This window comes from Methylobacterium sp. Leaf117, from assembly GCF_001422985.1.
In the GTDB taxonomy this organism is placed as follows: Bacteria; Pseudomonadota; Alphaproteobacteria; order Rhizobiales; family Beijerinckiaceae; genus Methylobacterium.
The window spans coordinates 188704-212692 of the sequence record NZ_LMNL01000034.1 but is presented as its reverse complement, the minus strand read 5'-3'; the positions used below and the strand labels follow the sequence as shown (position 1 = coordinate 212692).

25 protein-coding genes and 1 pseudogene are annotated in these 23989 nt (G+C 68.4%); 18 read left to right on the top strand and 8 right to left on the bottom strand.

Translation table 11 applies throughout. The annotated features are described in order from the left end of the window. Nucleotides 1-24: 24 nt before the first annotated feature. The 3 genes from ASF57_RS15560 to ASF57_RS15550 are packed head-to-tail and all read right to left on the bottom strand — an operon-like array spanning nucleotide 25 to nucleotide 2129. Nucleotides 25-1035, bottom strand: coding sequence for a biotin-dependent carboxyltransferase family protein (locus ASF57_RS15560; protein ID WP_056484913.1), 1011 nt, complete (start codon nucleotides 1033-1035; stop codon nucleotides 25-27). Next, nucleotides 1035-1784 (bottom strand): allophanate hydrolase subunit 1, encoded by a 750-nt coding sequence (locus ASF57_RS15555; protein ID WP_056484911.1) that lies wholly within the window; start codon nucleotides 1782-1784, stop codon nucleotides 1035-1037. Before ASF57_RS15555 ends, ASF57_RS15560 begins: the two co-directional genes overlap by 1 nt. Nucleotides 1785-1835: 51 nt before the next feature. Beyond that, complete coding sequence (locus tag ASF57_RS15550; protein ID WP_244476966.1) at nucleotides 1836-2129, bottom strand: hypothetical protein; 294 nt, start codon at nucleotides 2127-2129, stop codon at nucleotides 1836-1838. A gap of 340 nt (nucleotides 2130-2469) precedes the next feature. Here ASF57_RS15550 and flhA point away from each other — a divergent pair, with 340 nt between their 5' ends. The 6 genes from flhA (at nucleotide 2470) to ASF57_RS15520 (ending at nucleotide 7086) form a co-directional block, all read left to right on the top strand. Further along, the gene (gene flhA / locus ASF57_RS15545) at nucleotides 2470-4551 is read left to right on the top strand and encodes a flagellar biosynthesis protein FlhA (protein WP_056181430.1); all 2082 of its coding nucleotides are present in this window, start codon (nucleotides 2470-2472) and stop codon (nucleotides 4549-4551) included. Further along, nucleotides 4548-5321 (top strand): flagellar biosynthesis protein FliR, encoded by a 774-nt coding sequence (fliR, locus tag ASF57_RS15540; protein ID WP_244476965.1) that lies wholly within the window; start codon nucleotides 4548-4550, stop codon nucleotides 5319-5321. Before flhA ends, fliR begins: the two co-directional genes overlap by 4 nt. Before the next feature lie 4 nt (nucleotides 5322-5325). After that, a complete protein-coding gene (locus ASF57_RS15535) occupies nucleotides 5326-5727 on the top strand; it encodes a hypothetical protein (protein WP_056484909.1) in 402 nt (133 codons plus the stop codon). Between the two features lie 84 nt (nucleotides 5728-5811). Beyond that, nucleotides 5812-6288, top strand: coding sequence for a rod-binding protein (locus ASF57_RS15530; protein ID WP_056181421.1), 477 nt, complete (start codon nucleotides 5812-5814; stop codon nucleotides 6286-6288). Nucleotides 6289-6294: 6 nt separating this feature from the next. Beyond that, nucleotides 6295-6624 carry a hypothetical protein gene (locus ASF57_RS15525; protein WP_056181418.1) on the top strand — a complete coding sequence of 110 codons (330 nt, stop codon included), beginning with the start codon at nucleotides 6295-6297 and terminating at the stop codon, nucleotides 6622-6624. A 15-nt stretch (nucleotides 6625-6639) separates the two neighbouring features. Then, entirely contained in the window at nucleotides 6640-7086 is a 447-nt protein-coding gene (locus tag ASF57_RS15520; protein ID WP_056484907.1) for a hypothetical protein, read from the top strand. 10 nt (nucleotides 7087-7096) lie between these two features. On the opposite strand, the gene ASF57_RS15515 is transcribed toward ASF57_RS15520, so the two are convergent. From ASF57_RS15515 to ASF57_RS24895, 4 genes are all read right to left on the bottom strand, one after another. Then, nucleotides 7097-9841, bottom strand: a complete 2745-nt coding sequence (locus tag ASF57_RS15515) for a heparinase II/III family protein (RefSeq protein ID WP_156376171.1) — start codon at nucleotides 9839-9841, stop codon at nucleotides 7097-7099. Nucleotides 9842-10366: 525 nt separating this feature from the next. Next, the gene (locus tag ASF57_RS15510) at nucleotides 10367-10618 is read right to left on the bottom strand and encodes a BrnA antitoxin family protein (RefSeq protein ID WP_056181414.1); all 252 of its coding nucleotides are present in this window, start codon (nucleotides 10616-10618) and stop codon (nucleotides 10367-10369) included. 28 nt (nucleotides 10619-10646) lie between these two features. After that, a complete protein-coding gene (locus ASF57_RS15505) occupies nucleotides 10647-10919 on the bottom strand; it encodes a BrnT family toxin (RefSeq protein ID WP_056484905.1) in 273 nt (90 codons plus the stop codon). Between the two features lie 404 nt (nucleotides 10920-11323). Next, nucleotides 11324-12190 carry a carbohydrate-binding domain-containing protein gene (locus ASF57_RS24895; RefSeq protein ID WP_082504026.1) on the bottom strand — a complete coding sequence of 289 codons (867 nt, stop codon included), beginning with the start codon at nucleotides 12188-12190 and terminating at the stop codon, nucleotides 11324-11326. Between the two features lie 928 nt (nucleotides 12191-13118). On the opposite strand from ASF57_RS24895, the gene flgB reads away from it, so the two are divergent. From flgB to fliP, 10 genes and pseudogenes are all read left to right on the top strand, one after another. Then, entirely contained in the window at nucleotides 13119-13505 is a 387-nt protein-coding gene (flgB, locus tag ASF57_RS15495) for a flagellar basal body rod protein FlgB (RefSeq protein ID WP_056484901.1), read from the top strand. After that, on the top strand, nucleotides 13505-13921 hold the full coding sequence (flgC, locus tag ASF57_RS15490; RefSeq protein WP_056181398.1) for a flagellar basal body rod protein FlgC: 417 nt from the start codon (nucleotides 13505-13507) through the stop codon (nucleotides 13919-13921). Before flgB ends, flgC begins: the two co-directional genes overlap by 1 nt. 9 nt (nucleotides 13922-13930) lie before the next feature. Then, nucleotides 13931-14275 (top strand): flagellar hook-basal body complex protein FliE, encoded by a 345-nt coding sequence (locus tag ASF57_RS15485; RefSeq protein WP_056484898.1) that lies wholly within the window; start codon nucleotides 13931-13933, stop codon nucleotides 14273-14275. Between the two features lie 94 nt (nucleotides 14276-14369). After that, entirely contained in the window at nucleotides 14370-15158 is a 789-nt protein-coding gene (gene flgG / locus ASF57_RS15480) for a flagellar basal-body rod protein FlgG (protein ID WP_056181393.1), read from the top strand. Between the two features lie 208 nt (nucleotides 15159-15366). Then, entirely contained in the window at nucleotides 15367-15750 is a 384-nt protein-coding gene (gene flgA / locus ASF57_RS15475) for a flagellar basal body P-ring formation chaperone FlgA (RefSeq protein WP_244477012.1), read from the top strand. After that, entirely contained in the window at nucleotides 15750-16856 is a 1107-nt protein-coding gene (flgI, locus tag ASF57_RS15470) for a flagellar basal body P-ring protein FlgI (protein ID WP_056484894.1), read from the top strand. Before flgA ends, flgI begins: the two co-directional genes overlap by 1 nt. Nucleotides 16857-17284: 428 nt before the next feature. Continuing rightward, nucleotides 17285-17671 (top strand): annotated as a pseudogene (locus tag ASF57_RS27370) (MotE family protein); the annotation flags it as partial. Beyond that, the gene (gene flgH, locus ASF57_RS15460; RefSeq protein ID WP_056181384.1) at nucleotides 17671-18387 is read left to right on the top strand and encodes a flagellar basal body L-ring protein FlgH; all 717 of its coding nucleotides are present in this window, start codon (nucleotides 17671-17673) and stop codon (nucleotides 18385-18387) included. The pseudogene ASF57_RS27370 and the gene flgH, both read left to right, overlap by 1 nt. Before the next feature lie 37 nt (nucleotides 18388-18424). After that, complete coding sequence (locus ASF57_RS15455) at nucleotides 18425-18922, top strand: flagellar basal body-associated FliL family protein (RefSeq protein WP_056181381.1); 498 nt, start codon at nucleotides 18425-18427, stop codon at nucleotides 18920-18922. Between the two features lie 277 nt (nucleotides 18923-19199). Continuing rightward, nucleotides 19200-19973: a flagellar type III secretion system pore protein FliP gene (gene fliP, locus ASF57_RS15450; RefSeq protein WP_056484891.1), complete on the top strand. Its 774-nt coding sequence runs from the start codon at nucleotides 19200-19202 to the stop codon at nucleotides 19971-19973. Between the two features lie 161 nt (nucleotides 19974-20134). Here the strand turns inward: fliP and ASF57_RS15445 are convergent, their stop codons facing one another. Next, nucleotides 20135-21004 (bottom strand): hypothetical protein, encoded by an 870-nt coding sequence (locus tag ASF57_RS15445; protein WP_056484889.1) that lies wholly within the window; start codon nucleotides 21002-21004, stop codon nucleotides 20135-20137. Nucleotides 21005-21616: 612 nt separating this feature from the next. Between ASF57_RS15445 and fliF the strand changes: the two genes are divergently transcribed. Together fliF and ASF57_RS15435 are read left to right on the top strand one after the other, a co-directional pair. Then, a complete protein-coding gene (fliF, locus tag ASF57_RS15440; protein ID WP_056484887.1) occupies nucleotides 21617-23314 on the top strand; it encodes a flagellar basal-body MS-ring/collar protein FliF in 1698 nt (565 codons plus the stop codon). Next, entirely contained in the window at nucleotides 23314-23988 is a 675-nt protein-coding gene (locus ASF57_RS15435; RefSeq protein WP_056484885.1) for a hypothetical protein, read from the top strand. The genes fliF and ASF57_RS15435 overlap by 1 nt, the downstream gene beginning before the upstream one ends. Nucleotide 23989 lies beyond the last annotated feature (1 nt).

Below are 23989 nucleotides of genomic sequence, written 5' to 3'. Positions count from 1 at the left end.
GGCGTCTCCTCGGCGGGGGCGATCCTAGCCCACCACGCCATCGATGAGGTTGGTGCCGAGCAGAAATTCCGAGGGGAACTCGGTGCGCACCAGGGGCGTGCGCACGATGGCCGGCTCCAGCGCCGCGCGCTCGGCCCGCCGCGCCGCCACCGCCTCGGATACGCCGACGGCGGCAAAGCGCAGGCGCGTGCCCGCCTGCGCCTGGGCGAGGCGACCGAGATCGGCGCCGATCACCGTGGCGATCTTCGGATAGCCCCCCGTGGGCTGGCGGTCGGCCATCAGCACCAGCGGCGCGCCCGAGCCCGGCACCTGGATGGCCCCCATGGCGATCCCGTCGGAGACGATGTCGTGGGTCCGGGCCGGAAGGGCGGGGCCTTCGAGAAAGCACGCCATGCGGTCGCCGCGCGGGCCGATCCGCCAGGGCCCGGCCAGGAAGGCCGCGAGGGTGGTGGCCTCAAAATGGTCGTCCTGCGGCCCAAGGATGACGCGGATCACCTTAGGGGGCCGGTCCAGCCAGGGGACCGCGAGAAGTGCCGGCTCGCCGATCCCCGCACGCGGATGCGTCACCCCCAAGGTGTCGCCGGCCTGGAGCGCTCGGCCGTGCAGGCCGCCGAGGCCCGACCGGGTGTGGGTCGCGGTCGAGCCCAGAACCGGCGCCACGGCGATGTCGCCCGCCACCGCGAGGCTGCTCCAGGCCCCGGCTCGCCCCGCCCGCAGGGTCAGGCGCGCCTCCGGCCGCAGGGTCAGGGCAACGGAACCGGGGAGGGGGCGTCCGTCGAGGTCGATGCGCAGGTCGCCCCCCGCCAGGGCGATGTCGACCGGCCCTCCCTCGACCGTGAGCGACAGCCCGCCCAGCGAGACCTCGATGGCGGTGGCGCCGAGGGGATTGTCGAGGGCGCGGTTGGCCGTGGCGTGGGCGAGCGGGTCCATCGGTCCGGCCGGCGTGATGCCGTAGCGCAGGGCGCCGTGGCGTCCGGCATCCTGGAGCGTGACCCCCGCGCCCGCGCCGAGGATGCACAGCCTGGCTTCCGCCATCATCCGTCCGCCCGCGCGATGATCTCGCCCCGGGCCGCCCGCGCGTCGAGGGCCGCGAAGGTGGCGACGTCGATCGCCTCGAAGCGCAGGGTGTCGCCGGGCTCGACCAGGAAGCTCCGTGGGCGGGCCTCGGAGAAGAGACGTTCGGGGGTGCGGCCGAGGACGTACCAGCCCGTAGGCATCGGGAGGGTCGCCACCGCCGCGAGGCCGCCGCCGATCAGGATCGCGCTGGCGGGATGGGGTGGACGCGGATGGCTTCGGCGCGGGATCGCCAGGGCCTCCGGCAGGCCGCCGAGATAGGCGAAGCCGGGCGCGAAGCCGTACATGTAAACCCGGTACCTGCCCCCGGTGTGCAGGTCGGCCACCTCGGCCGCCGGCCGCCCGACCCAGTCCGCGACCGCCTCGATATCCTCCGCGAGGGCCGGGTCGTAGCAGCAGGGCAGCGTCCAACCGCGGCCGATGCGCGGCGCCGCGCCGGCCGGTTCGAGCAACGTCGTCACCCGCGCCAGGAGGGTGTCGCGGTCGAGCACCAACGGATCGTAGTGGATCATCAGCGAGCGATAGGTCGGCACCGTCTCGCGCAGTCCGGGGATCGAATCCGCGTTCCGGGCCGCCTCCAGCGCCGCGTCCAGGGCGAGCACCCGGGCATTCAGCTCCGGGTCGACCCGCGCTCCGAACTCGACCACCAGGGCCGTCTCGCCGGCATCGCGGAACCGGACGGGGTCTGCTCCTGCTTCGGCCTGCGACACGGCGTGATCCCGATCCGCTTCAGGGGAGAATCCTGGTGTCTACGCCGGGTTTCACCGGCCCGATTTCTTCTGGCGCTGATAGGTCCGGATCGCCTGGGCGCAATCCGGCGAGAGCTTGCGGATGTTCTCTCGGAAACAGGCCTCGACCTCCGGTCCGCCGGGCGGATGCATACTGCAATGCTCGAGGTAGTCTCCCGTGCAGGAGAGCTTCAGCAACTCGCGGATCGGCGTCGCTTGGGCAAGGGCGCCGCTCGGCAAGAGGACGGCGCCGCTCGGCAAGAGGACGGCGCTGCTCGGCAAGAGGATGGCGCCGAGCAGAAGGAGCGTGGAGCTGATCTTGGGCATGGGTCGATGGAAACTTTCGAAGACGCGACGCGGATGTTGCTGGCCTGGGTTGAAGTCCCGAGCCTCAGCAACGCCCGCGCCGTCTTTAGCACGAGGTTGTCTTCGGAACGGAATCGTCGGCCTCCAGGCTGTCCTCGACCACATGCGTCTCCCCGTCGGGACCATGCGGTCGATCGATGGGTCGGACGCTTGCACGGAGGGGTGTCCAATCCACCCTCGCCCCGTCCTTTCTGAGGGAAGCCGCAGATCCCGTTCCTGACGGTGGCAGCCCTGATGCGATCCTCGCGCAAGCTTGCGCAGCGACAAGCCCGTATCGGTTCACGGGGGTTGAGTATCCGCCATGGCGGCAAGCGCCACGATTGCAGGAGAGCGCCGGTCCCAGCGGGACATCGGCTTCGCGGCGGGCATCGTCGCCATCCTGGCGATCCTGTTCCTGCCGGTGCCGGCGATCCTGCTCGATGTCGGGCTCGCCTTCTCGATCGCCCTGTCGGTGTTGATCCTGATGGTGGCGCTGTGGATCAAGAAGCCGCTCGAGTTCTCGGCCTTTCCGACCGTCCTCCTCATCGCCACCCTGCTGCGGCTGGCGCTCGGCATCGCCACCACCCGGCTGATCCTGGCCAACGGCCAGCACGGCGTGGCGGCGGCCGGTCACGTCATCCAGGGCTTCTCACAGTTCGTGATGAGCGGCGACTTCGTTATCGGCATCGTGGTCTTCCTGATCCTGATCACGGTGAACTTCCTCGTCATCACCAAGGGCGCCACCCGCATCGCGGAAGTCGGCGCGCGCTTCACGCTCGACGCGATCCCCGGCAAGCAGATGGCGATCGACGCCGATCTCAATGCCGGGCTCATCGACGACAAGGAAGCCCAGCACCGCCGCCGCGAACTGGAGGAGGAGAGCGCCTTCTTCGGCTCCATGGACGGCGCCTCGAAGTTCGTGCGCGGCGAGGCCATCGCCTCCCTCATCACCATCGCCGTCAACGTCTTCGGCGGCATCATCATCGGCACCACCCGCCACGGCATGCCGCTGGGCCAGGCGGCCGACGTCTTCACCAAGCTCTCGGTCGGCGACGGCCTCGTCTCGCAGATCCCGGCCCTGATCGTTTCGCTGGCCGCCGGCCTGCTGGTCTCCAAGGGCGGCACGCGGGGCACGGCCGAGCAGGCGGTGCTCGGCCAGCTCGGCGCCTATCCCCGCGCCCTGTGGGTCGCCTCGGCGCTGATGTCGATGTTCGCCCTGGTGCCGGGCCTGCCGTTCCTGCCCTTCATGGTCCTGTCCGGGCTGATGGCCTTCACCGCCTACGCCATTCCGCGCCGGCTCGCCGCCCAGCAGGCCCTGGTCGATGCCAAGACCGCCGATGAAGAGGAGAAGAAGCAGATCGCGGTCCGCGAATCCGTCAAGGAATCGCTGAAGACCCCGGAGATCGAGCTGTGCCTCGGACGCCAGATCTCGGCTCAGATCCAGGGCGGGCAATCCGAACTGTCGCACCGGGTCGCCAAGATGCGCCGCAAGTTCGCGCGCCAGTACGGCTTCGTGGTGCCGGACATCAAGCTGACCGACAGCCTCGCTGTGCCGCCGAAATCCTACCAGATCCTGATCCACGGCACCGTGGTGGCGACCCAGGAGTTGCGGCCCGGTGAACTGCTCGTGGTGGTGGGCGACGGGCCGGTGCCGGACGTGCCGAGCGACGAGGTGCGGGAACCCGCCTTCGGTATGAAGGCGCGCTGGGTGCTCGACGCCTATGCGGGCGAGGTCCGGCGCGGCGGCTTCGAACCCATCGACGGTTCGTCCGTGCTGCTGACCCATCTGTCCGAAGTCATCCGCAACAACCTGCCGACGCTGCTGTCCTACAAGGACATGCGCAACCTGCTCGACCGCCTCGACCCCGAGTACAAGCGCCTGCTCGACGAGATCTGCCCGTCGCAGATCTCCTATTCGGGCCTGCAGGCGGTGCTCAAGTTGCTGCTCTCCGAGCGGGTGTCGATCCGCAACCTGCACCTCATCCTGGAGGCGGTGGCCGAGATCACGCCCCATGCCCGCCGGGCCGAGCAGATCGCCGAGCATGTCCGCATGCGTATCGCCCAGCAGATCTGCGGCGACCTGGCCGAGAACGGCGTTCTGGCGGTGCTGCGCCTGGGGAGCGCCTGGGACCTTTCCTTCCACCAGAGCCTGAAGCGCGACGGCAAGGGCGAGGTCATCGAGTTCGACATCGACCCGCGCTTGGTGGAGCAGTTCGGCACCGAGGCCTCCGAAGCCATCCGCAAGCAGATGCGCGAGACCCGCAACTTCGCTCTCGTCACCGCGCCGGACGCCCGCCCCTACGTGCGCATGATCATTGAGCGGCTCTATCCGACGCTGGCCGTGCTCTCGCACCTGGAGATCGCCCGCGGCGTCGAGATCCGCTCCCTCGGGACGATCTCGTGACGGTGCTGTCGGCCGCGAGTCTGTTCGCGCCCGAGAGTTTCCTGGGCGTGTTCCTGATCTTCTGCCGCGTCGGCGCCTGCCTCCTGGTGGTCCCTGGCTTCTCCAGCCCCCGCGTTCCGGCGCAGGTCCGCCTCCTGATCTCGCTCGCGGTCTCGCTCGCCCTGACTCCGCTGCTGCTGCCGCTGTTCCAGGGCAAGCTCTCCGCGCAGGATCCCGGCGCGACCTTCGGCTGGATCGTCACCGAGAGCCTGACCGGCCTCGTCCTCGGCTTCCTCGGGCGGATCTACTACGTGGTCCTCGAGACCGTGGTGAACGCCGCCGCCACCATGGTGGGCTTCGGCGGCATGCCGGGCTCCGTTGCCGAGGGCATGGACCCGGTGCCGGCCGTCGAGGCGATGATCATGATGGCGGCGGCCGCCCTGCTGTTCGCCGCCGACCTGCATTGGGAGCTGTTTCGCGGCCTGATCGATTCCTACGGCCGTATCCCGCCCGGCGAGGGTATCGGCTCGCAGGTCGCCCTGGTGCGCATCGTCGATCAGGTGACCACGGCCTTCGTCCTCGGCCTGCGCATCACCGCGCCGTTCCTCGTCTACGCGGTGGCGGTGAATCTCGCGGCCGGATTCATCAACAAGCTCGTGCCGCAGATCCCGGTCTACTTCATCGCCACGCCGTTCATCATGGCAGGGGGGCTGATGCTGCTGTACCTGATCAGCAACGAATTCCTGATGCAGTTCGTGATGGGCTACTTCGACTACCTGCGCCGGGGCTGAGACCATGACCACCCGCCTTCGCCTCGTCCGCGCCCAGCGCCTGCTCAAGGTCCAGGAGCAGATGCGGAGCCTCGCCGAGCGCGATCTCGCCGACGCCCGCGCGAAGGCCGCCGGGATCGAGGCCGACCGGGCCGCCCTGCTGACGACACTCGCCGGCGAGACCATGCAGGGCCTGTTCCTGGACGCCGCGTCCCGTCGCCTGCGCGGTCTCGCCAGCGAGGCGACCGAAATCGCCGCGACCTCGACGCGACTGTCTGAAATACTACGGGCCCGAGGCCTCGCCGAAAAGCGCACCGCGCGGCAGGCCGAAAGCCTCGCGAAGCTCCGCACCCACGAGCGCGAGCAGCACGCTCTGCAGGAGCAACTCGACCTCATGGTCGCCCGCGCCGGCCACGCCCCGGACTGATCGCCGCCACCACGCAAGCCTGCCGAAAGCCACGGCGTCTAAGCCCCTCAACGATCGGCCCCTCGAACCCGACCGGCGCCCGCCATGAGCATCTCTCCACCGACCGACATCGTCCTCGACGTGGCCCGCGCCGCCGATCCCGGCCGCGTGCAGGAGGCCGCCGCCAAGCTGTCGGCTCCGGGAGCCGATCCTGCGGCCTTCGGTGATGCCTACCGCATGGCCGGCGTCTCGGTGCACATGCCCCTCGATGCACGCGGGACGCTGACCGCCCTGCAGACCGACAATGCGGTCTCGGGAGCCGGCAAGGCAGGCGATCCCTACAAGCAGTTCGAAGCGTTCGTTCTGCGCCAGTTCGTCGAAACGATGATGCCGTCGAAGTCCAACGCTGTCTTCGGCAAGGGCAATGCCGGTGGGATCTGGAAATCGATGCTGGCTGATCAGGTTGGCACGCAGGTGGCCAAGGCCGGCGGCCTCGGCATCGCGAAAATGCTTGAGGCGGCCCGTCCACTGCACCCGGCGGCCCCCTCCAATGCTTTGTCCAACAAGACCTCCGAGATCTGAAAGACCATGCTGCTCGCATCCCTGAAGCGCCTCGAAGCGACCGTCGCGGCCGAGACCGAAGCGCTGCTGGCGCATCGCCCGATCGATCAGGAGGCGGTGAACCGGCGCAAGAGCCAGAGCCTGCTCGAACTCACACGCCTGACGCGCGGCCTTGATCCTGCCGAGCTCGAGCCGCCGCTGCTGGATCAGCTCCTGCGCCTGCGCGGAGTCCTGGAGCGCAACCAGGACGTCGTGGGACTGCATCTGCGTGCCGTCGAGGAGATCTCCGGCATCGTCGCGGACACCCTTCGCGATGCCGAATCCGACGGCACCTATTCCGGCCACGTCCGACGCTGAGGCCTGCACCCCGTCATGCGCATCCTCGTCACCGGCCTGTGGATCTGCGGCCTCACCATCCTGTCCTGCTACGGCGCCGTGACCTGGGGTGCCGGGCTGTTCGCCAAGAAGGCCGAGCCGTATCTTGAAGGACTTCAGTATCAAAAACTAGCACCCATCAATGTTCCGATGGTGGTCGACGGTAAGGTGCAGGGATACATCATTGCCGTCTTGGTGTTCACCGCCGATGCGCGCCTGATGCATACGCTTTCGGTGCCACCAAATGCCTTCGTGATCGATGAAACATTCCGGCAAATCTACACAGACCGGGCGATCGATTTCAAACGGCTGTCCCGTTACAACGTCACCCAGCGCCTTGCCGAGATCCGTAAACAGGTCAATCTCCGTCTCGGATCGGATGTGGTGAAGGACGTGCTGGTGGAGGAGTTCAACTTCGTCGCCAAGCGCGAGGTCCGCTCGTAGGGGCGGCCGCTCAGTCCTCCGACAGCAGGCGGCCGAAGGCGGCCTCCTCCAGCAACGCCGTGAGCCGCTGGTCGGCGTCGGCATCGGCCGCCAGGGCGAGGCCACCGCAGACCGCGCCGGCGCCCGCGAAGGCATAGCCGAGCACGCTCGTCGGTTGGAGCCCGCCGGACGCGGCCGTGACGAAGCCCCTGAGGGCGCCGGGATGGGCGTTGCAGCCGTTGCGGAGGGTGAGGCCGGCGCTGCGCCCGGTGATCGCCACCGGAGACAGGGAGAGGCGATGCCGGCCGGACTGCGCCATCGCGCGGCGCGGACCCGCCAGGGCCACCAGGATTCCGGGCGACAGGTGGGCCGCGGCCTCGAAGGCGAGGGGACCGCCGGGGCCGGTGAAACGGTCCAGCACCACGAGTCCGGAGAGGTCGTCGAGCACCAGGAAGACCCGGCGATGGGCGATGTCCGGCCCGTACCCCTGGGTGGCGAGGCGGTGGACGGTGGCGCCGATCAGGCGCTCGGCCCCGAGGTAAAGCGTTGATCCGGCTGTGGTTTCGCGGTGCTGAAGGGTCGCCGTATTGTGCCCGGCGGCCGAGAGCAGGTGGTGGCGGGCGGCCCCGGTCTCGACCTGGGACGAGCCGCCGGCCTCCACGATCCAGCGCACGCCCTCGCAGGCATAGGCGAAGGAACCGGCGTCGCGATGGCCCGGGCCGGGCCCCTGGCCCTGGCTGGCGAAGGTGCAGGCGAAGTGGCCCCAGCCCCGGCCAGGGGCGTCGTGGCGCTGCGCGATCAGGCCCGCGATCGGGTCGATCCGGCCCGTCGCGGGCTCGGAAACGACGCGCGGTATACCAGGACGGTCGCGTCGAGGTCGCGGGGTTTCCGACCAGCGTTCGGCGACGAGTGCGCGTCCGGCTTCCGCGCCGAGGCGACCGATCCAGCCGGCCGCATCCTCGCCGTGCGGCGCGTCCCCGAACGGCGGCAGCCGCCCGCTCGGATCGAGCAGTCCGGCGAGGCTCGGCAGGCCGGCCGCCACGGCCCGGTCGAGGCGGTCCTTCAGGGCCGATTCGGCGGCGTCGTCGGAGTCGAGGGCGAGGCCGAGGGCGCGCAGGAGGGTCAGAAGTTCGAGGCGCTGGTGCAGCGACGGGTCGGAGAACCGGCCCGATGCATCGAGGAGCGGGGCGAGGCCGGTGTCGAGGGCGGCGCGGGCCAGGGACAGCCAGTGGCCGGCGAGGGGCAGCAGCGGCAGGGCGCGGGCGACGAGCCACAGCGTCGCCGCCGCCTGGATCTGGTGGATCGAGCGACCGAAGGTGTTCTGCCCGGTGATCTCCGCCAGCGCGAAGCCGTGGCGCACCACCTCGCCGGTGAGCGTGAGGGCGGCCGGGCCGCCGGGCTTGCCGGCCCGCGCCAGCAGGCGCACGAAGGTCTCGGTTCGCGCGGCCAGCGCCGCCGGATGCAGGGCGAGGCCGTCGGTGGGCGCGCCCCAGGGGTTGGCCCGCGACCAGGACAGGGCGAGCGCCAGGGCGGCACCGCCGCCGCCGGGCGCCTCGGCGAGGGCGCCGAGCCAGGCCAGCGACTGGTACTCGAGGCGCCAGGGCACCGAGCGGAACGGGTCCTCGCGCCAGTCCGGCGCCTCCGGCACGGTCCAGGCCGGATGGCCGGCGAGGCGCAGCGCCCGGTCGAGGCCGAGGGCGCGATGGCCTTCGCCGCGCTGGATCGCGCGGGCGCGGGCGAGCACCGGGGGCAGGGCCGCCACCGCCTCGGGCTGCGGGCACCAGCCCGCGAAGGCGGCGCCGGGCAGCGACAGGCGCTCGGCCAGACGGGCGAGGAAGTCGGTCGGGCCGAGAAGGTCGTCGGCGCCCAGGCTCTCCAGCCGCAGGCGATCCTCCAGCGCCACCTCCGGCGGGCCGAGGAGTTCCACCGCCGGCCCGTCCGCCTCCCAGGTGGCGAAGCCGACCGACACCCGCGCCGCCCCGGCGGGGGGCTGCAGCTCCAGGGTGAAGCGCCGGGCCTGCTGGTGGGCGGAGAGGTCGATCAGCGCCCCGAGCCCCGGCACCGAGATCGTTCCTGGATAGGGCGGCGCCAGATCCGCGCCCTGGCGGTCGCGGTAGACGATGCGCGCCAGGGCGGCGTGGGCGCCGGGATGCGGCGTGTAGAGCTGGCCGCGCAAAACGAGGCCGCCGCCCGGCACCAGGGCGTGGTCGATCCAGGCCGGCTCCGGGCCGAGCCGGTGCCGCACCCGGGGGATCAGGGCCGGCGAGGGCGCCAGCTGCGGCCCCTGGGCGAGGCTGGCCTCCGAGACCGTGAAGGGCGCGCTGTTGCGCCAGGAGCGGAGGGTGACGGTGAGGCGGGTGGCCGGGGCCGGGACCCGGAAGGCGAGGTGGATGCGCCCGGCCCGCGCGCCCTGCGTCTCCGGCGGCAGGGTGGCGGGGCCGGCGATCCAGGTGCCGTGCGGATCGAGCAGCGTCCGGTCGAGGCCGGGCACGTGGTCGAAATCGAGGCTCGACCCGTCCTCGGCCAGGAAGTCGATCCCCACCAGGGCGAAGTCGAGGGCCGAGCCGGCGGTCTCCTCCGGCGCCCAGGCGAGCCGGAAGCCGAGATGGCACCACGCCTCCGGCACCAGCCCCCCGAAGGGCAGCACCACCCGCGACCAGCGGTTCTTGGCCGGAACCCAGTGCGCGTTCTCCTCCGGCCCGACGCTCGCCCCGCCGGCATAGCGGGCCGCGTCGGGCAGCAGGACCCGAAGGCCGGGCACGCGCGCCTCGCTCACGGGGCGGACCGGACGGAGACGGGGGGAGGGGACATCGGCACAGTGGGGCGTGGGGTGCGGAACAGAGGGGGCCGATTTGTTGTTCTGTGGCGCCCCGGTGACGGTGCGATGGGGCCACTGAGGGGGTGGGGCCACGCTGTGTCAAGCAGGCCGACCTGCAAGAGAGATCGCCGTCCCCATCGGGTCAGATCTTCAGCGCAAGCGATTGTCCGACGCCGTGACGCTGTGCGGTGTTTCGGGCGGGATGATGCGATGGGATCAAGGCAAGCACCTGCCCTGAGGTGAAGTGAGGGGTCCAGCGGGCCACAATCATCAAAGCTGCGAGGCTGTACGATCACAAGGCAGGCGTAATCCGGTGCGTATCCGCCCGCTGTGGCATTGAATGAATCAGCATCTGGTAGGCGGAACAAACGGTCGTTTTCTCTACTCGTCTGGGCCTTGCGTCTCCCACATGGCCTCGGCTTCGATGATCGCCATCGGGTCTGTTGTCCTAGCCGGATGTTTGCCGCGGCGAAGAGCGAGCCACTACGCCTTGAACCGCTTGCGCAGGGCGTCGTTCGCGCGGGTCTGCCAACCCGGCCCACTCGCCCGCATCGCCTCGACCAAATCTCCGTCCAGGCGCAATGTGACCTGTCGCTTAGGGCTGTCGGAAGGCGGCCGGCCGCGACCCCGCTTGAGCAACTCGACGCCGTCGCCGGGCACGGCCCGGCTCATCATCTCGTCAGTCAGCTCCGGAATCTCATCGTACTCTTCGGCGGTGATCTCGTGAGAGTCCACCTTGGCGAGGTCGGTTGCCCCAATTCCCCTAACGGAGGAGCGAAGCGTATTTCTTTTGCTCGCTGTCATTGACCTTCCTCATCGAAAAAACATGGCGATCCTCGCCGCGCGGCGTCCAGCACACCACCACCATCCGGCCGATCAGCAGGCCGACCGTGACGAGGCGTTCCTCGCCGTATTCCTGTCGGTCGTCGAGGACGGTGACGAGGGAACTGGCAAACACCTCGGATGCCAGCGCGAAATCGCGGCCGCGCTCGGTCAACGCCTCATCTCTTTTCGCGGGGTGGAAGGTCACCACCATTGCTTATGTGTAACCACATAAATTCTCGCGTCAACGATTATTTGGAGTTACGCAAATATCCCCGCTCGTTGGCTACGACGCCAAGGGTCGCTTGCTGCCCCGGCGTGAACCGAGCTGCCCTAGCGGGCGGCGGATGAGCGATTGCGTGCACCCGTCGGGAATACGTTTGGGTTCGATCAAACGACCGTAAACCTGACGCTCAAACCCGTTAGGAAAAGCTGATTGGAAATCATAAGTTTGGTTCTGAACGCAACACGGTCGGGCCGGTACGGGGCTGTCCGCAAAGACGAGCTCGCTCTCGCTGGCGTGGCTCTCCATGCCGACCTGCACAAGCGTGACGGCAGCGAGATATCTGCCGTCACGCTCGCGGGACGTTTATTCGACGGATTGGTGTCGTGCCGAGTTTAAACTATAAATGTACCTGCATGTTCCGGAGCGTAGAAAGCAATACCTTCAAATTTGTAGTCATGATTGGTAGCGATCACTTGATCGCGCTCGCCTTCAGAGGCGGTGAAGAAGTGTCCACCAGTCTTCGTGTTGAAAAAGCGGTACACTTCCTCCGTTGCAGCGCCTTGATCGACCGCAAAGTCGTAGAAGCCCACGCCTTCCAGTTTGTAGTCACGGTTGGTGGCGATCACTTCGTCACGCTCGCCCTCCGAAGTCGTGAAGAAGTGACCACCGGTTTTGGTGTTGAAAAAGCGGTATACCTCCTCCGTCGCCGCACCTTGGTCCGTGGCAAATCCACCAAAGCCAATTCCTTCGGGCCGCAGATCAGGACGGGTAGCTAGCACCTGTGCATCTTCCGCGTCAGAGATCGTGAAGAAATGCCCGCCGGTCTTCGTGTTGAAGAAGCGGTGCACACCCTCAGACGTATACGTACCGACTTCGGTGTTGCCCGCATGCCCATTGACGTTGAACGCTGCTGTATCGAACGTCTTATAAAGACCTGTGCTTCCGAAAGACGGCGCACCATTCGTATACGAAGCGCTTGAGCCGCTCACGGTATTACCATTAAAGCTAAAACTATCGACATATAGGTTCCGGTCAGCACCCATACCGTTAGAAATATCATTCAGAAATGTAACCGAAACCTGTTGGGCATTACTGAAGTCGCCCGTAAAACTAAAGTCCTGGTATAATCCTGCTGTATGCGATGATGTAGAAGTAAGCGTATCGCTATATGCCACTCCGTTTATCTTTACAACGAACTCAGCGTCAGCTTTATACTCGAACCGGTCTTCCGAAATGCGGAACGTAAACGTGTCTGCCATGGGGATGCGATCCTTAGTGTTGCTAGGCCGAAGAACCTATCGCTACGGCTCATCGATCCGAAATTTTTACGAGCTTATCAAAGATCCACGGGGGTAAACCGAGTAAAAAATACTTAGGATCGATGTTATCAAATCCAAAATCTTCTTCTAGGCGAGGATTTGCCTGCTCTTTTGTAACAACTTGTTGATCGTCAAGCGCGGGCGCGGAGTATGGGCAATCGGTTTCATTCGGTTATTTGTCGAGAAAGGTGTGTCCCTCGCGCAGCTCTAGCAATGTCTCTCATCGTTGTGCGTAGGCTTGTCCGTCTTGAGCAAGCACGACGTCGTTAATACAAGAATGTTTTCTTATTGCTTCCGGATCAAACCGATTTAGACGGTCCGCGGGTTAATGTCAGAAAACCGACCGTTTTCCCAACGGCTCGCAGGTTTGAGACCGTGCGCGCAACACAGCAGCTCGATTCTGTCGGGAAAGTGTGTCGCGAAATTGATTGCTGAGAAAACGGGTTTTGCAATGCTTTCACTGGCTCCGCAGCAACAGCCGGATCTCCGGTTGGGCGGTCGGTCCTTGGGAGGGATCGTATGCCCTCCCGGCGAACAGGTTCTGCGTCTCTCAGACGTCGACGGCGGGAAAGCGTTTTCTTCGCTCCGTGTTGCGCCGCGATCGTGGATCAATGCCGCTTGGCTGAAAGGGAAATAGCCGCGCAACGCAGCCGCCTCCGAGAGAGTGGTCGATTCCGTGTCGAAGCTTGGTTGCTGTCGCCCGCGAGGCCTCTCTTACGAAGCTACCGCAGGCTCTTAGAGTCTGACGGCCGGGTGGCCCCAGCCGAGGCTTTGAGCCTTGAGAAAATCGCCCGCCCACCCCCGCCAGCCTCGGACAAGATAGCCGCCCTAATGCTCCGGTCATGAACGATCGGGACCGGAGCCAGCCGTGACGGGCGTCTATCTTTTCGATTTGGCCTCGCAGCAGGCGCGCTACCTCGGGGTGCGGCAGGCGACCATCGCCAGCAACGTCGCCAACGCCAACACGCCCGACTACAAGGCGCGGGACGTGGTGCCGTTCTCCGAGGTGATGGCGCGCACCGCCGCGTCCGGCTTGGCCATGACGCAGAGCGCCCACGTCACCACGGGCGAGGGCCGCATCCCGACGAAGCCGGTCGCGGCCGCCGAGGCCTGGGACGCCCTGTCGACGGGCAGCTCCGTCAGCCTGGAGCAGGAGATGCTCAAGGCCGGCGAGGTCAGCGGCCAGCACAACCTCAACATGGGCATCGTCAAGGCCTTCGACCGGATGCTCAAGGCGGCGGTCCGGGGCAGCTGATGATCGACCCGCTCGCCGCCTCCACCCGTCTCGCCACCGCCGGCATGGAGGCGCAGTCCCTGCGCCTGCGCATCGCCGCCGAGAACGTGGCCAACGCCCAGTCCACGGGCGACGCCCCGGGGTCAGACCCCTATGCGCGCAAGACCGTGACCTTCCGCTCCGCCCTGGACCGGGCGGCCGGCGGCCCCACCGTCGCCCTGCGCAGGATCGGCACCGACGACGCGCCCTTCCGCATCGAGCGCGACCCCGGCAACCCGGCCGCCGATGCCGAGGGCAACGTCAAGATGCCCAACGTCAACGTCCTGATGGAGATGGCCGACATCCGCGAGGCCAACCGCTCCTTCGAAGCCAACGTGCAGGTGATCAAGCAGGCTCGCGCCATGGTCGCCAGCGTCATCGACCTCCTGAGGACCTGAACCCAAGCGATGATCGAAGCCCTCACCTCGCTCGCCGCCTTCGACCGGGCCGCCGGCCTCACCCGCACCGAGGCCGCGCTGCCCCTGGCGCGGACCAGCTTTCCGGTGATGCCGGCGACCACCCCGGCCGCTCCCGGCACCGATTTCGCCGACGTCATGGCCCAGCTCGCCGGGGGCCTGCGCACCTCGCTGCGCACCGGCGAGGCCACCGCCATCTCGGGCATCCAGGGCAAGGCCTCGACGCAGCAGGTGGTCGAAGCGGTGATGTCGGCCGAGCAGAGCCTGCAGACCGCCATCGCGGTCCGGGACAAGGTGGTCGCCGCCTATCTCGAACTCAGCCGCATGCCGATCTGAGGCTCTGCCGATCTGAAGCTCTCCCGATCTGAGTTTTTCGCCGATCTGATCGTTTCAAAACCCTGCCGCACCGACCCGACGGAACCGTGAACCTATGAGAGCGCTCGCCATCGCGGCCACGGGCATGAATGCCCAGCAGATGAACCTCGAGGTCATCGCCAACAACATCGCCAACCTGAACACCACCGGGTTCAAGGGCGCGCGGGCCGAGTTCACCGACCTGCTCTACCAGGCCGAGCGCCAGCAGGGCGTGCCCAACCAGGCCGGCCAGGAGCCGGTGCCGGAGGGCGCCATGCTGGGTCTCGGCGTGCGCACCGCCGCCATCCGCAACCTGCACCGGCAGGGGCCGCTCGCCAACACCGCCAACCAGCTCGACCTCGCGGTCAACGGCCGGGGCTACTTCCAGATCACCAACCCCAACGGCGAGATCAACTACACCCGCGCCGGCGCGTTCAACCGCAACAATGCCGGCCAGATCGTGACCCTGGAGGGCTATGCCCTCGACCCGGCGATCCTCATCCCCAACGGGGCGGTCGACGTGGTGATCAACCTGTCGGGCCAGGTCTTCGCCAAGGTCGACGGGCAGGTGCAGCCGCAGAACCTCGGCCAGATCACGCTCGCCAACTTCGCCAACGATGCCGGCCTGGAGCCCCTGGGCAACGGCCTCTACCGCGAGACCGGCGCCTCCGGCGCGCCGGTCACCGGCGTGCCCGGCGATCCGAGCTTCGGCAAGCTGCAGCAGGGCTACCTCGAAAGCTCGAACGTCGATCCCGTCAAGGAGATCACCAACATGATCACGGCCCAGCGCGCCTTCGAGATGAACTCGAAGGTGATCCAGGCCGCCGACGAGATGGCCGGCACGGTCTCCAAGGGCATCCGCTAGGCGCCCTCCGGCGCCTGCACCACCGACCTTCACACCGACGCCGCGGCGTCGGGGGGCTCCGGCCTCCCGGCGCGGCCGGCGGCCGCCCCACCGGGCCAGCTTTCAAGGGCGCGACCACGTCATGGCTTTTCTCAAGCGCACCGGGCGCCGCGCGGCCCTCGCCGCCGGGCTGGGTCTCCTCGCCGGCTCGGCTTCGGCCGCGGACCTGATGCTGCCGGTCCCCACGGTGACGATCTATCCCGGCGACACCATCAAGGAGACGATGCTGCGGATGCAGGCCTACCCCGAGAACTTCCGGGCCCGCACCGCCGTGGTCGACGCGCCGCTGGCGATCACCGGCCGCATCGCCAAGCGGATGTTGCTGCCCGGCGAGCCGGTGCCGGTCAACGCCGTCGACGACCCGCGCCTCGTGAGCCGGGGCACGCCGACCCAGATCGTGTTCGAGGAGCACGGCCTGCTCATCACCGCCGTCGGCGCGCCGCTCCAGAACGGCGGCCTCGGCGACGTCATCCGGGTGCGCAACACCGACACCAACCGCATCGTGCTCGGCACCGTGATGGCCGACGGCCGAATCCGGACCGGGGACCGCTGATGCGCCGCGTTCTGGCGCTGATCGCGGCGATGCTTCTGGTCCTGCCCGCGCCCGCCACCGCGGCGGGGACCCGGATCAAGGACATCGCCACCCTGAAGGGCGTGCGCGACAACCAGCTCGTGGGCTACGGCCTCGTCACCGGCCTGCAGGGCACCGGCGACACCCTGCGCAACGCCCAGTTCACCGAGCAGTCGCTGCAATCGATGCTCGACCGCATGGGCATCAACGTGCGCGACGCCCGCCTGCGCACCCGCAACGTCGCCGCCGTGATGGTGACCGCCGACCTGCCGCCCTACACCGGCACCGGCTCGCGCATCGACGTCACCGTGACCTCGCTCGGCGACGCCACCTCGCTCAAGGGCGGCACCCTGCTGATGACGCCCCTGATGGGCGGCGACAGCCTGACCTACGCCGCCGCGCAGGGGCCGCTGGCGGTCTCGGGCTTCAGCGTCGGCGGCCAGGCCGAGACGGTGACGCAGGGCGTGCCGACCGCCGGCCGCATCCCCAACGGCGCCCTGATCGAGCGCGAGGTGCCGGGCACCTTTCGCGATCTGCCCGAACTGGTGTTCGAGCTGAAGAACCCCGATTTCAAGACCGCCACCATGGTGGCCGACGCCATCAACGCCTACGCGCTCGCCCGCTTCCACCGCCGGGTGGCCGCGCCGCGCGACCAGCGCGCCATCGCCCTGCAGCGCCCGAGCAACATCGCCCAGACCCGCTTCGTGGCCGAGATCGGCGACCTCACCGTCAATCCCGACACCCCGGCCCGCGTCGTCGTCGACCAGCGCACCGGCACGGTGGTGATCGGCCGCAACGTCCAGATCTCCACGGTGGCGGTGACCCACGGCAACCTCACCGTGCGGGTCACCGAGGCGCCCGAGGTCTCGCAGCCCGCCCCCTTCTCCAACGGACAGACCGCCGTGGTGCCGCGCACCGAGGTGGCGGTCAACGAGCAGCCGGGCCGGATGGCGATCATCGGCGGCTCGGATCTCCAGACCCTGGTGCGCGGACTCAACAATGTCGGGCTCAAGCCCAGCGACATCATCTCGATCCTCCAGGCGGTGAAGACCTCCGGAGCCCTCCAGGCGGAGCTGGTGGTGCAATGAGCGCCGGCAACACCCTGTCGCCGGTGGGCGAGCCGGCCCGGCTCGTGGTGCCGGCCCGGACCCCGATGGGACCACCCGGCGGATTGGTCCCGATGGCCCTGCGCCTGCTCGTGTGCCTCGGCGCCCTGGCGCTCGCCTCGTTCGGGCTCGGCCCGGCCCGGGCGCTGGAGGGCGCCAAGCCCGCCATCTCGGGCCTGAACCCCGGCCCGTTCAAGCCGGCGCAGCCGAAGCCTTCTGTCGCGATCAAGCCGGTCGAGGCCCGGATCGTCGACACCCGGATCATCGAGACGACCGGGGCGATCGACCCGAAGGCCGAAGGCGCCAAACCCGCCGAGCCGTCGAAGCCCATCGAGTCCGCCCAGGTCGCCGAGGTCAAGGCGCCCGAGGCCGCGCCGGAGCCGGTACGGCCCGCACCCAAGCCGCCGGCCTATTGTGCCAGCATCGCGGATGCCGCCGCCGATGCCCGCTTCGCCTGGCAGAAGGAGCAGCTCGCGGTGCTCGAGAAGCAGGTCGAGGAACGCATCGCCCAGCTCGAGGCCAAGCGCGCCGAGTACGAGGCCTGGCTCACCCGGCGCAACGCCTTCCTGGCCAAGGCCGACGAGGGCGTGGTGGCGATCTACACCAAGATGCGGGCGGATGCCGCCGCGCTCCAGCTCGCCAACATGCCGGACGAGTCGGCCGCCGCGATCCTGACCAAGCTCAACGCCCGCACCGCCAGCGCCATCCTGAGCGAGATGGAGGCGGCCCGTGCCGCGCAGCTGGCCCGCATGATGACCGAGATGGGCAAGAAGGCCCGCGAGAGCGAGAAATCCTGATGTCCCGCAACACCCTTCGGGCCGGTCTGGCCCTGGCGCTCCTGGCGCCGGCTCTCGGCGCCTGCAACACGCCGATGGACCGGATGGGACAGCCGCCGCTGCTGACCCCGATCGGCACCGGCCTGCAGCCGCCGCGCGAGGCGCTGCCCACCACCTACGGCTCCCTCGGGCGGCGCACCTACCACTCGACCTGGGCGCCGGGCAGCGCCGAGATGTTCCAGGATCCCCGCGCCCGCAATGTCGGCGACGTCATCACGGTCTCGATCCTCATCGACGACAAGGCGCAGTTCGGCAATTCGAGCGACCGCTCGCGCAGTCAGAAGTCCGGCCTCGGCTTCGATTTCGGCTACGGCGTCTCGGCCCTCAAGGACACGGCCACCGCCGATACCGGCATCCGCTCCTCGACCGAGACCAAGGGCGCGGGCAACATCGACCGCTCCGAGGTGCTGCGCCTGCAGGTCGCCGCCGTGGTCACCGAGCAGATGCCCAACGGCAACGTGGTCATCAGCGGCTCGCAGGAGGTGCGGGTCAACAACGAGGTCCGCGTGCTCACCGTGGCGGGCATCGTCCGGCCGCGTGACATCTCGCGCAAGAACACCATCGAGTACGACAAGATCGCCGAGGCGCGCATCTCCTACGGTGGCCGCGGCCGCATCACCGACGTGCAGGCGCCGACCTTCGGCCAGCAGGTCTTCGAGACCCTGGCGCCGTTCTGAGGCGCCGTTCGACGAACCGGAAGGCGGGACCCGAGCCATGGCGGCCAAGGCGGACGACAAGACCGACGCGAAGGCGGGGGGCGGCAAGGGCTGGATCGCGGCCCTCGCGCTCACCAGCCTCGTCGCCATCGGCACCGGCGGCGGTCTCGGCATGTACCTCCTCTCCACCGTCGAGAAGGCGGTGGACGTGAAGAAGAAGGACGAGGAGGACAAGGCGGTCAAGGTGTTGAAATACACCGGCGACGTGGCGCTGCGCAGCGTCGGTTCGGTGGTGACGAGCCTCGCCGACACCACGGAGGCCTGGATCCGGCTCGAATCCTCGGTGGTGTTCAAGACCGGCGCCGTGCCGAACCCCGACCTCGCCCTGGCGGAGATCCGCTCCGATATCGTCGCCTATCTGCGCACCGTCACGACCAAGCAGATCGAGGGCCCCAGCGGCCTCCTGCACCTGCGCGAGGACCTCAACGAGCGCGTGGCGCTTCGCACCAAGGGACAGGTGCGCGAACTGATCGTCGAGACGCTGGTGGTGCAGTAGGGCGCCCCATGGCTGCGATATCCTCCATCCCCGGCCGGTGGTCTCTCCCCAGCCGCCACGGCCTTCCCGGAACGCGCGGGTTGCGCGGGTCCCTCTTCTTTCAGGAGAGGGGGGCCCGCGGTGCCTCACGCCCATCCGCGGCTGACCGCCATCATCCGATTTCCGATCGCGGTCCGCTTCTTCGGAGGTGCGGGAATTCAGTCGCCCCCGTCCTGCCGGACGCGCCGAGGCGCAATCCGCGACGCGACCGGTCGGAAGCCCCAAGACTTTTGTCCTCATGAAATCGGTCCGCATGAAACCGCTCATCACGGCAGGCCTCGTCCTCGCTGCCGGCCTCGTCCTGGCCGAGCCGGCACTCGCCCAGTCCGCCACGGGGCTGCCGGCGCTCGATGCGCTGCTCCCGGCCGGCAACGGCGCGGCGAGCGGGCGCATCCTGCAACTCGTGGCCCTGCTCACCGTGCTGTCGCTGGCCCCGGGCCTCCTCGTGATGGTGACGAGCTTCACGCGCTTCGCCATCGCGTTCTCGTTCCTGCGCTCGGGCCTCGGCCTCCAGAGCACGCCGGCCAACATCTTCCTGGTCAGCCTGTCGCTGTTCATGACGTTCTACGTGATGGCGCCGACCTTCGACCGGGCCTGGAACGAGGGCCTGAAGCCGCTCACCGAGAACCGCATCTCCGAGGAGGAGGCGATCCCGAAGCTGGTCGAGCCGTTCCGCGAGTTCATGACCCAGCATGTCCGGCCGAAGGATCTTCAGACCTTCACCGATCTGGCCAGCCGCAACATCCCCCGCGCCGAGGGCGGCGAGAAGGTTGACCTGCGTATCCTGATCCCGGCCTTCATGATCTCGGAACTGCGCCGCGGCTTCGAGATCGGCTTCCTGATCGCGCTGCCGTTCCTCGTCATCGACATGATCGTGTCGACCATCATCATGTCGATGGGCATGATGATGCTGCCGCCGACCGTGATCTCGCTGCCGTTCAAGGTGCTGTTCTTCATCCTGATCGACGGCTGGAACATGCTGGTCGGAGGCCTGGTCCGGTCGTTCTTCTAGGATCTGTCCGGGTCATTCCGAACCAGCCGGACTCTGGTGTCTTTCGTCGTTTGTCGGGTCGGGACATCCGGTTTCCACGAATCCCTGACAAATTCGAGGGCGTGGCTCGCAGCCCCTCGGCCCCGTGGCGGAGGTGGTATCGACCGGCCCTGCCGGCGGCCTCAGAGGATTACGGCAGCCGACGCGCCGCCTTCATCGATGAAGCGTTGACACAGCACCGCCAGAAGCCAGACCGCGTGTTTCAGGTCTCGGATTCCGGCTCGTAGCGCCTTTGCCGGCGCAAGGCGCGTGCGACGGACCTGCTGGGCCAGCCACTGGGTGTGCACCAGGCGGATCTGCACCGGCATGCGCCGCAGGCCCAGGCGCTGCGCGATGGCGGTTCGATGGTGCCCTCCGACGATGCGGACGAGTTCGCCATCGGCCGCGATGGCGACGCTGACCTCGCGTTCCTTCAGCTCGGCCCGGCCGCTCCGTACGCTGGTGCTGGCGAAGGCGCCGGCGATCTCACGCGACACGTGCTGGCGTGGCAGAAATCCGTGCTGCTCGATGCTCTGTCGCAGAGTCCGGTAATGTTGGAAATAATCCCGGATCAGTTCCGGCGTCGCGAGACGGACGCCATTGTGGATCTGGGGGCGCCCGAGCGCCGCGACCGCGAGAAGCTGCTGGTACGCGACCGTCTGATGCAGGCGGTCTTCCGGCTGAAAGATCGCCTCCATCTCCAGGTGGACTTCGGAGGGTTCCAGAGGCACGAGGGCCGAGGTCCACTCGGCTCCGTCGAGGAACCAGTGCGACAGGCGAACGTGGTCGCGACCGTCCGAGACAACGTCGATCAGGCGACGCTTGAGCCGGGCCGGATCGATCTCGGCGATCAGATCCTCGCCGAAGCCGCGCTCGATGTACTCGAAGCGGGCCGCCCGGACGCTTCGCCGTTCCGAGACGCGGCGGAATACGGTGTCAAACCAGCGATCCGCCAGCAGACCGGGTCGGATCAGCGGGGAAACCAGCTGCGCGGCCTGACGGGCCGGGGGCATCGCCGGCGTGGCCGCCGCCTGCGCGTGACTGGGGGCGCCGACATAGACGGCAGGTGCTGGACGAGGTCTCGATCTGCCAGGGATCGTTTCTGTCTCGACACATCCGAGATCGCGCAGAGCCGGCTTGATCATCTTGCCTATACCTGACGAAAGCGGCGGGCGCCGAATATCGATGGCGCACATCCCGCTGAACGTCGGCTGTATTCAGACCATATTGTGAGAAAATCTCAGCCTATGATTTGGCTTATGCCGACCAATGATATGCAAAGCCCCCTCTTTGCACATGAAATCATGCGTTTTCAAATCGTATTCCAGTCGTCAAAGTTCGGTTCTGATCGCCACATAACCTTGCGATTTGTGTCGGCGATGCAGAGGTTAGCCGGGCATGGAGTCGGATGTCTATGACAAAGATATCGATGACCTGACGGGGATGAAGCGCAGCGCCGTCGATGTGCGTGAGCGCACCGCATTCCGGACCGATGGCCGGTCCGGGTCGGGTTCGGACGGCCCCGATGGCGCTGCGACGCGATCTCCGCGACGCAATCTCCGCGCAAGGCTGGCGGGCGACAGGACGCTATCGGATCGCGGATCCGAAGCGGAGCAGCCCACCGAATGTCCGGTCTTCAGCACGCCGAACGGCTCTGGAACAACATCCTCGCGCTCGGCGGACGGCGCATCGCCGCCCTGTCGCTGATCGGCGTGGTGGTGTTCCTCGCCGTCGGCCTCGGCGCCTATTACCTGAGCCGCCCGGCCCAGGAGCCGCTCTATACGGGCCTCAGCCGCGAGGATGTCGGCCGCATCGGCAGCGTCCTGAAAGACGCCAACATTCCCTTCGACGTCAGCGCCGACGGCGCCGCGGTGCTCGTCGCCTACGGGCACACCGCCCAGGCCCGCATGCTGCTGGCCGAGAAGGGCCTGCCGCAGAGCGCCAAATCCGGCTACGAGCTGTTCAACGATCTCGGCTCCCTTGGCATGACCTCGTTCATGCAGGAGGTGACCCGGGTGCGCGCCCTCGAGGGCGAGATCGCCCGCACCATCCAGGGCATGAAGGGCGTGAAGGCCGCCCGCGTCCATATCGTGCTGCCCGACCGGGGCTCGTTCCGCCGCGACCAGCAGCCCCCCTCGGCCTCCGTCGTGGTGCGCACCGAACCGGCCGACGACGTCAGCGGCGCCCAGTCGATCCGCCACCTCGTCGCCTCCGCGGTGCCCGGCATGAAGCCCGACCGCGTCACCGTGATCGGCTCGGACGGATCGCTGCTGCTCTCGGGCGACGACGCCAACGCCGTCCCCACCGGCAAGATGGCGACCCTGGAGAAAACCATCGGTCACGAGGTGCAGGACAATATCCGCCGGACGCTGACCCCCTATCTCGGTGTCGGTAACTTCGAGGTCAGCGTCGCGGCGCGCCTGAACACCGACAAGACGGTGCAGAACGAGACCATCTTCAACCCCGACCAGCGCGTCGAGCGCTCCACCCGCGCCGTGCGCGAGACCGAGAACTCGCAGAACCGCAACGCCGCGCAGCGCCCGACCACCGCGCAGGCGAACCTGCCGGACCAGCGCGCCCGCTCGGACGGCAACGACTCGGCCAGCAACGAGACCCAGAAGCGCGAGGACCTCACCAACTACGAGATCTCCTCGAAGACGATCCAGACGGTGAGCGACGGCTACAACATCAAGCACATCTCGGTGGCGGTGCTGGTCAACCGCGCCCGCCTCACGGCACTGGCCGGGCCGGATGCCAGCAAGGCCGCCATCGACGCCCAGGTCGCCGAGATCGAGCAGCTCGTCGGCTCGGCCGCCGGCTTCAACAAGGAGCGCGGCGACAACGTGAAGGTCGCGGCCGTCGGCTTCGTCAATGACGGGCAGCCGCTGGAGCCGGTGGCGCCCCTGAGCCTCACCGACGTGCTGATGCGCCAGTCGGCGACCCTGATCAACGCCGGCACCATTCTGCTCGTGGCCGGCCTGCTGATCTGGTTCGGGCTGCGCCCGGCCATGCGGGCGATCCTGGAGATCCCCGCCGCACAGCAGGAGGAGGCGCGGGCGCTCGCCGCCGCCGCCGAGATCCAGGCCCTGGCGGATGCCGCGCCGAACGCCGCGCTGGCGGGACCCGGCGCCCAGCCGGCCACGGGTTCGGCCGCCGTGGCGAGCCTCGCGGCTCCCGCCTCGAACCCGGTCGGCGCCATGATCGAAGACCTCGCCGACAAGCTGAACCGCTCGCCGCAGAAGAGACTCGAGCAGATGATCGAAGCCGACGAGGCCCAGGCCGCCGAGATCCTGAAGCGCTGGCTCCTGCGTGAGGCCGCGTGATGGCCGCCGCGATCGCCCGCTTCCTGCCAGACTTCTCCGACGCCGTGGCGCCGGCGCGCACCGCCCCGGCGGCCCGGCCGCCCGCCGCCCCGGCACTCCGGCCCGTCGACGGCCTCGCGGCTCTGCTGCGCAAGCCGGCGGCCCCGCCCGAGGACCGCGAGGCCCTGCTGCGCGATGCCGAGGCCAGGGGCCTGGCGCGCGGGCGCGACCTCGGCCGGGCCGAGGCGGCGGCCGAGACCGCCTCGGTCCTCGCCTGCCTGCAGGCCGATTACGACGCCCGCCTCGTCGAGATGCGCCAGGCTTGGTGCGCCGACGAGGGCGACCGCCTCGCGGCCGGCTTCGCCGAGGCCCTCCAAACGCTCGGGGCCGGTCTGACCGACCGCGTCGGCCATCTGCTGGTGCCGGTGCTGACCGAGGCGCTGCGGCGCCAGGCCATCGACGAACTCGCCCGGAGCCTCGCCCGCATCCTCGGCGACGTGCGCGCGCCCGTCCGGGTGAGCGGCCCGGCCGACCTCCTCGAGGCGGTGGCGGGCAAGCTCGGCCCCTTCGAGGCCTCCGTCGCCTTCGTGCCGTCGGATGCCGCCGACGTGTCGGTCCAGGCCGACCAGACCGTGATCGAGACCCAGCTCGGCGCCTGGGGCCGCCTCATGACCGCCGCGGTCGGGGGAGCCTGAC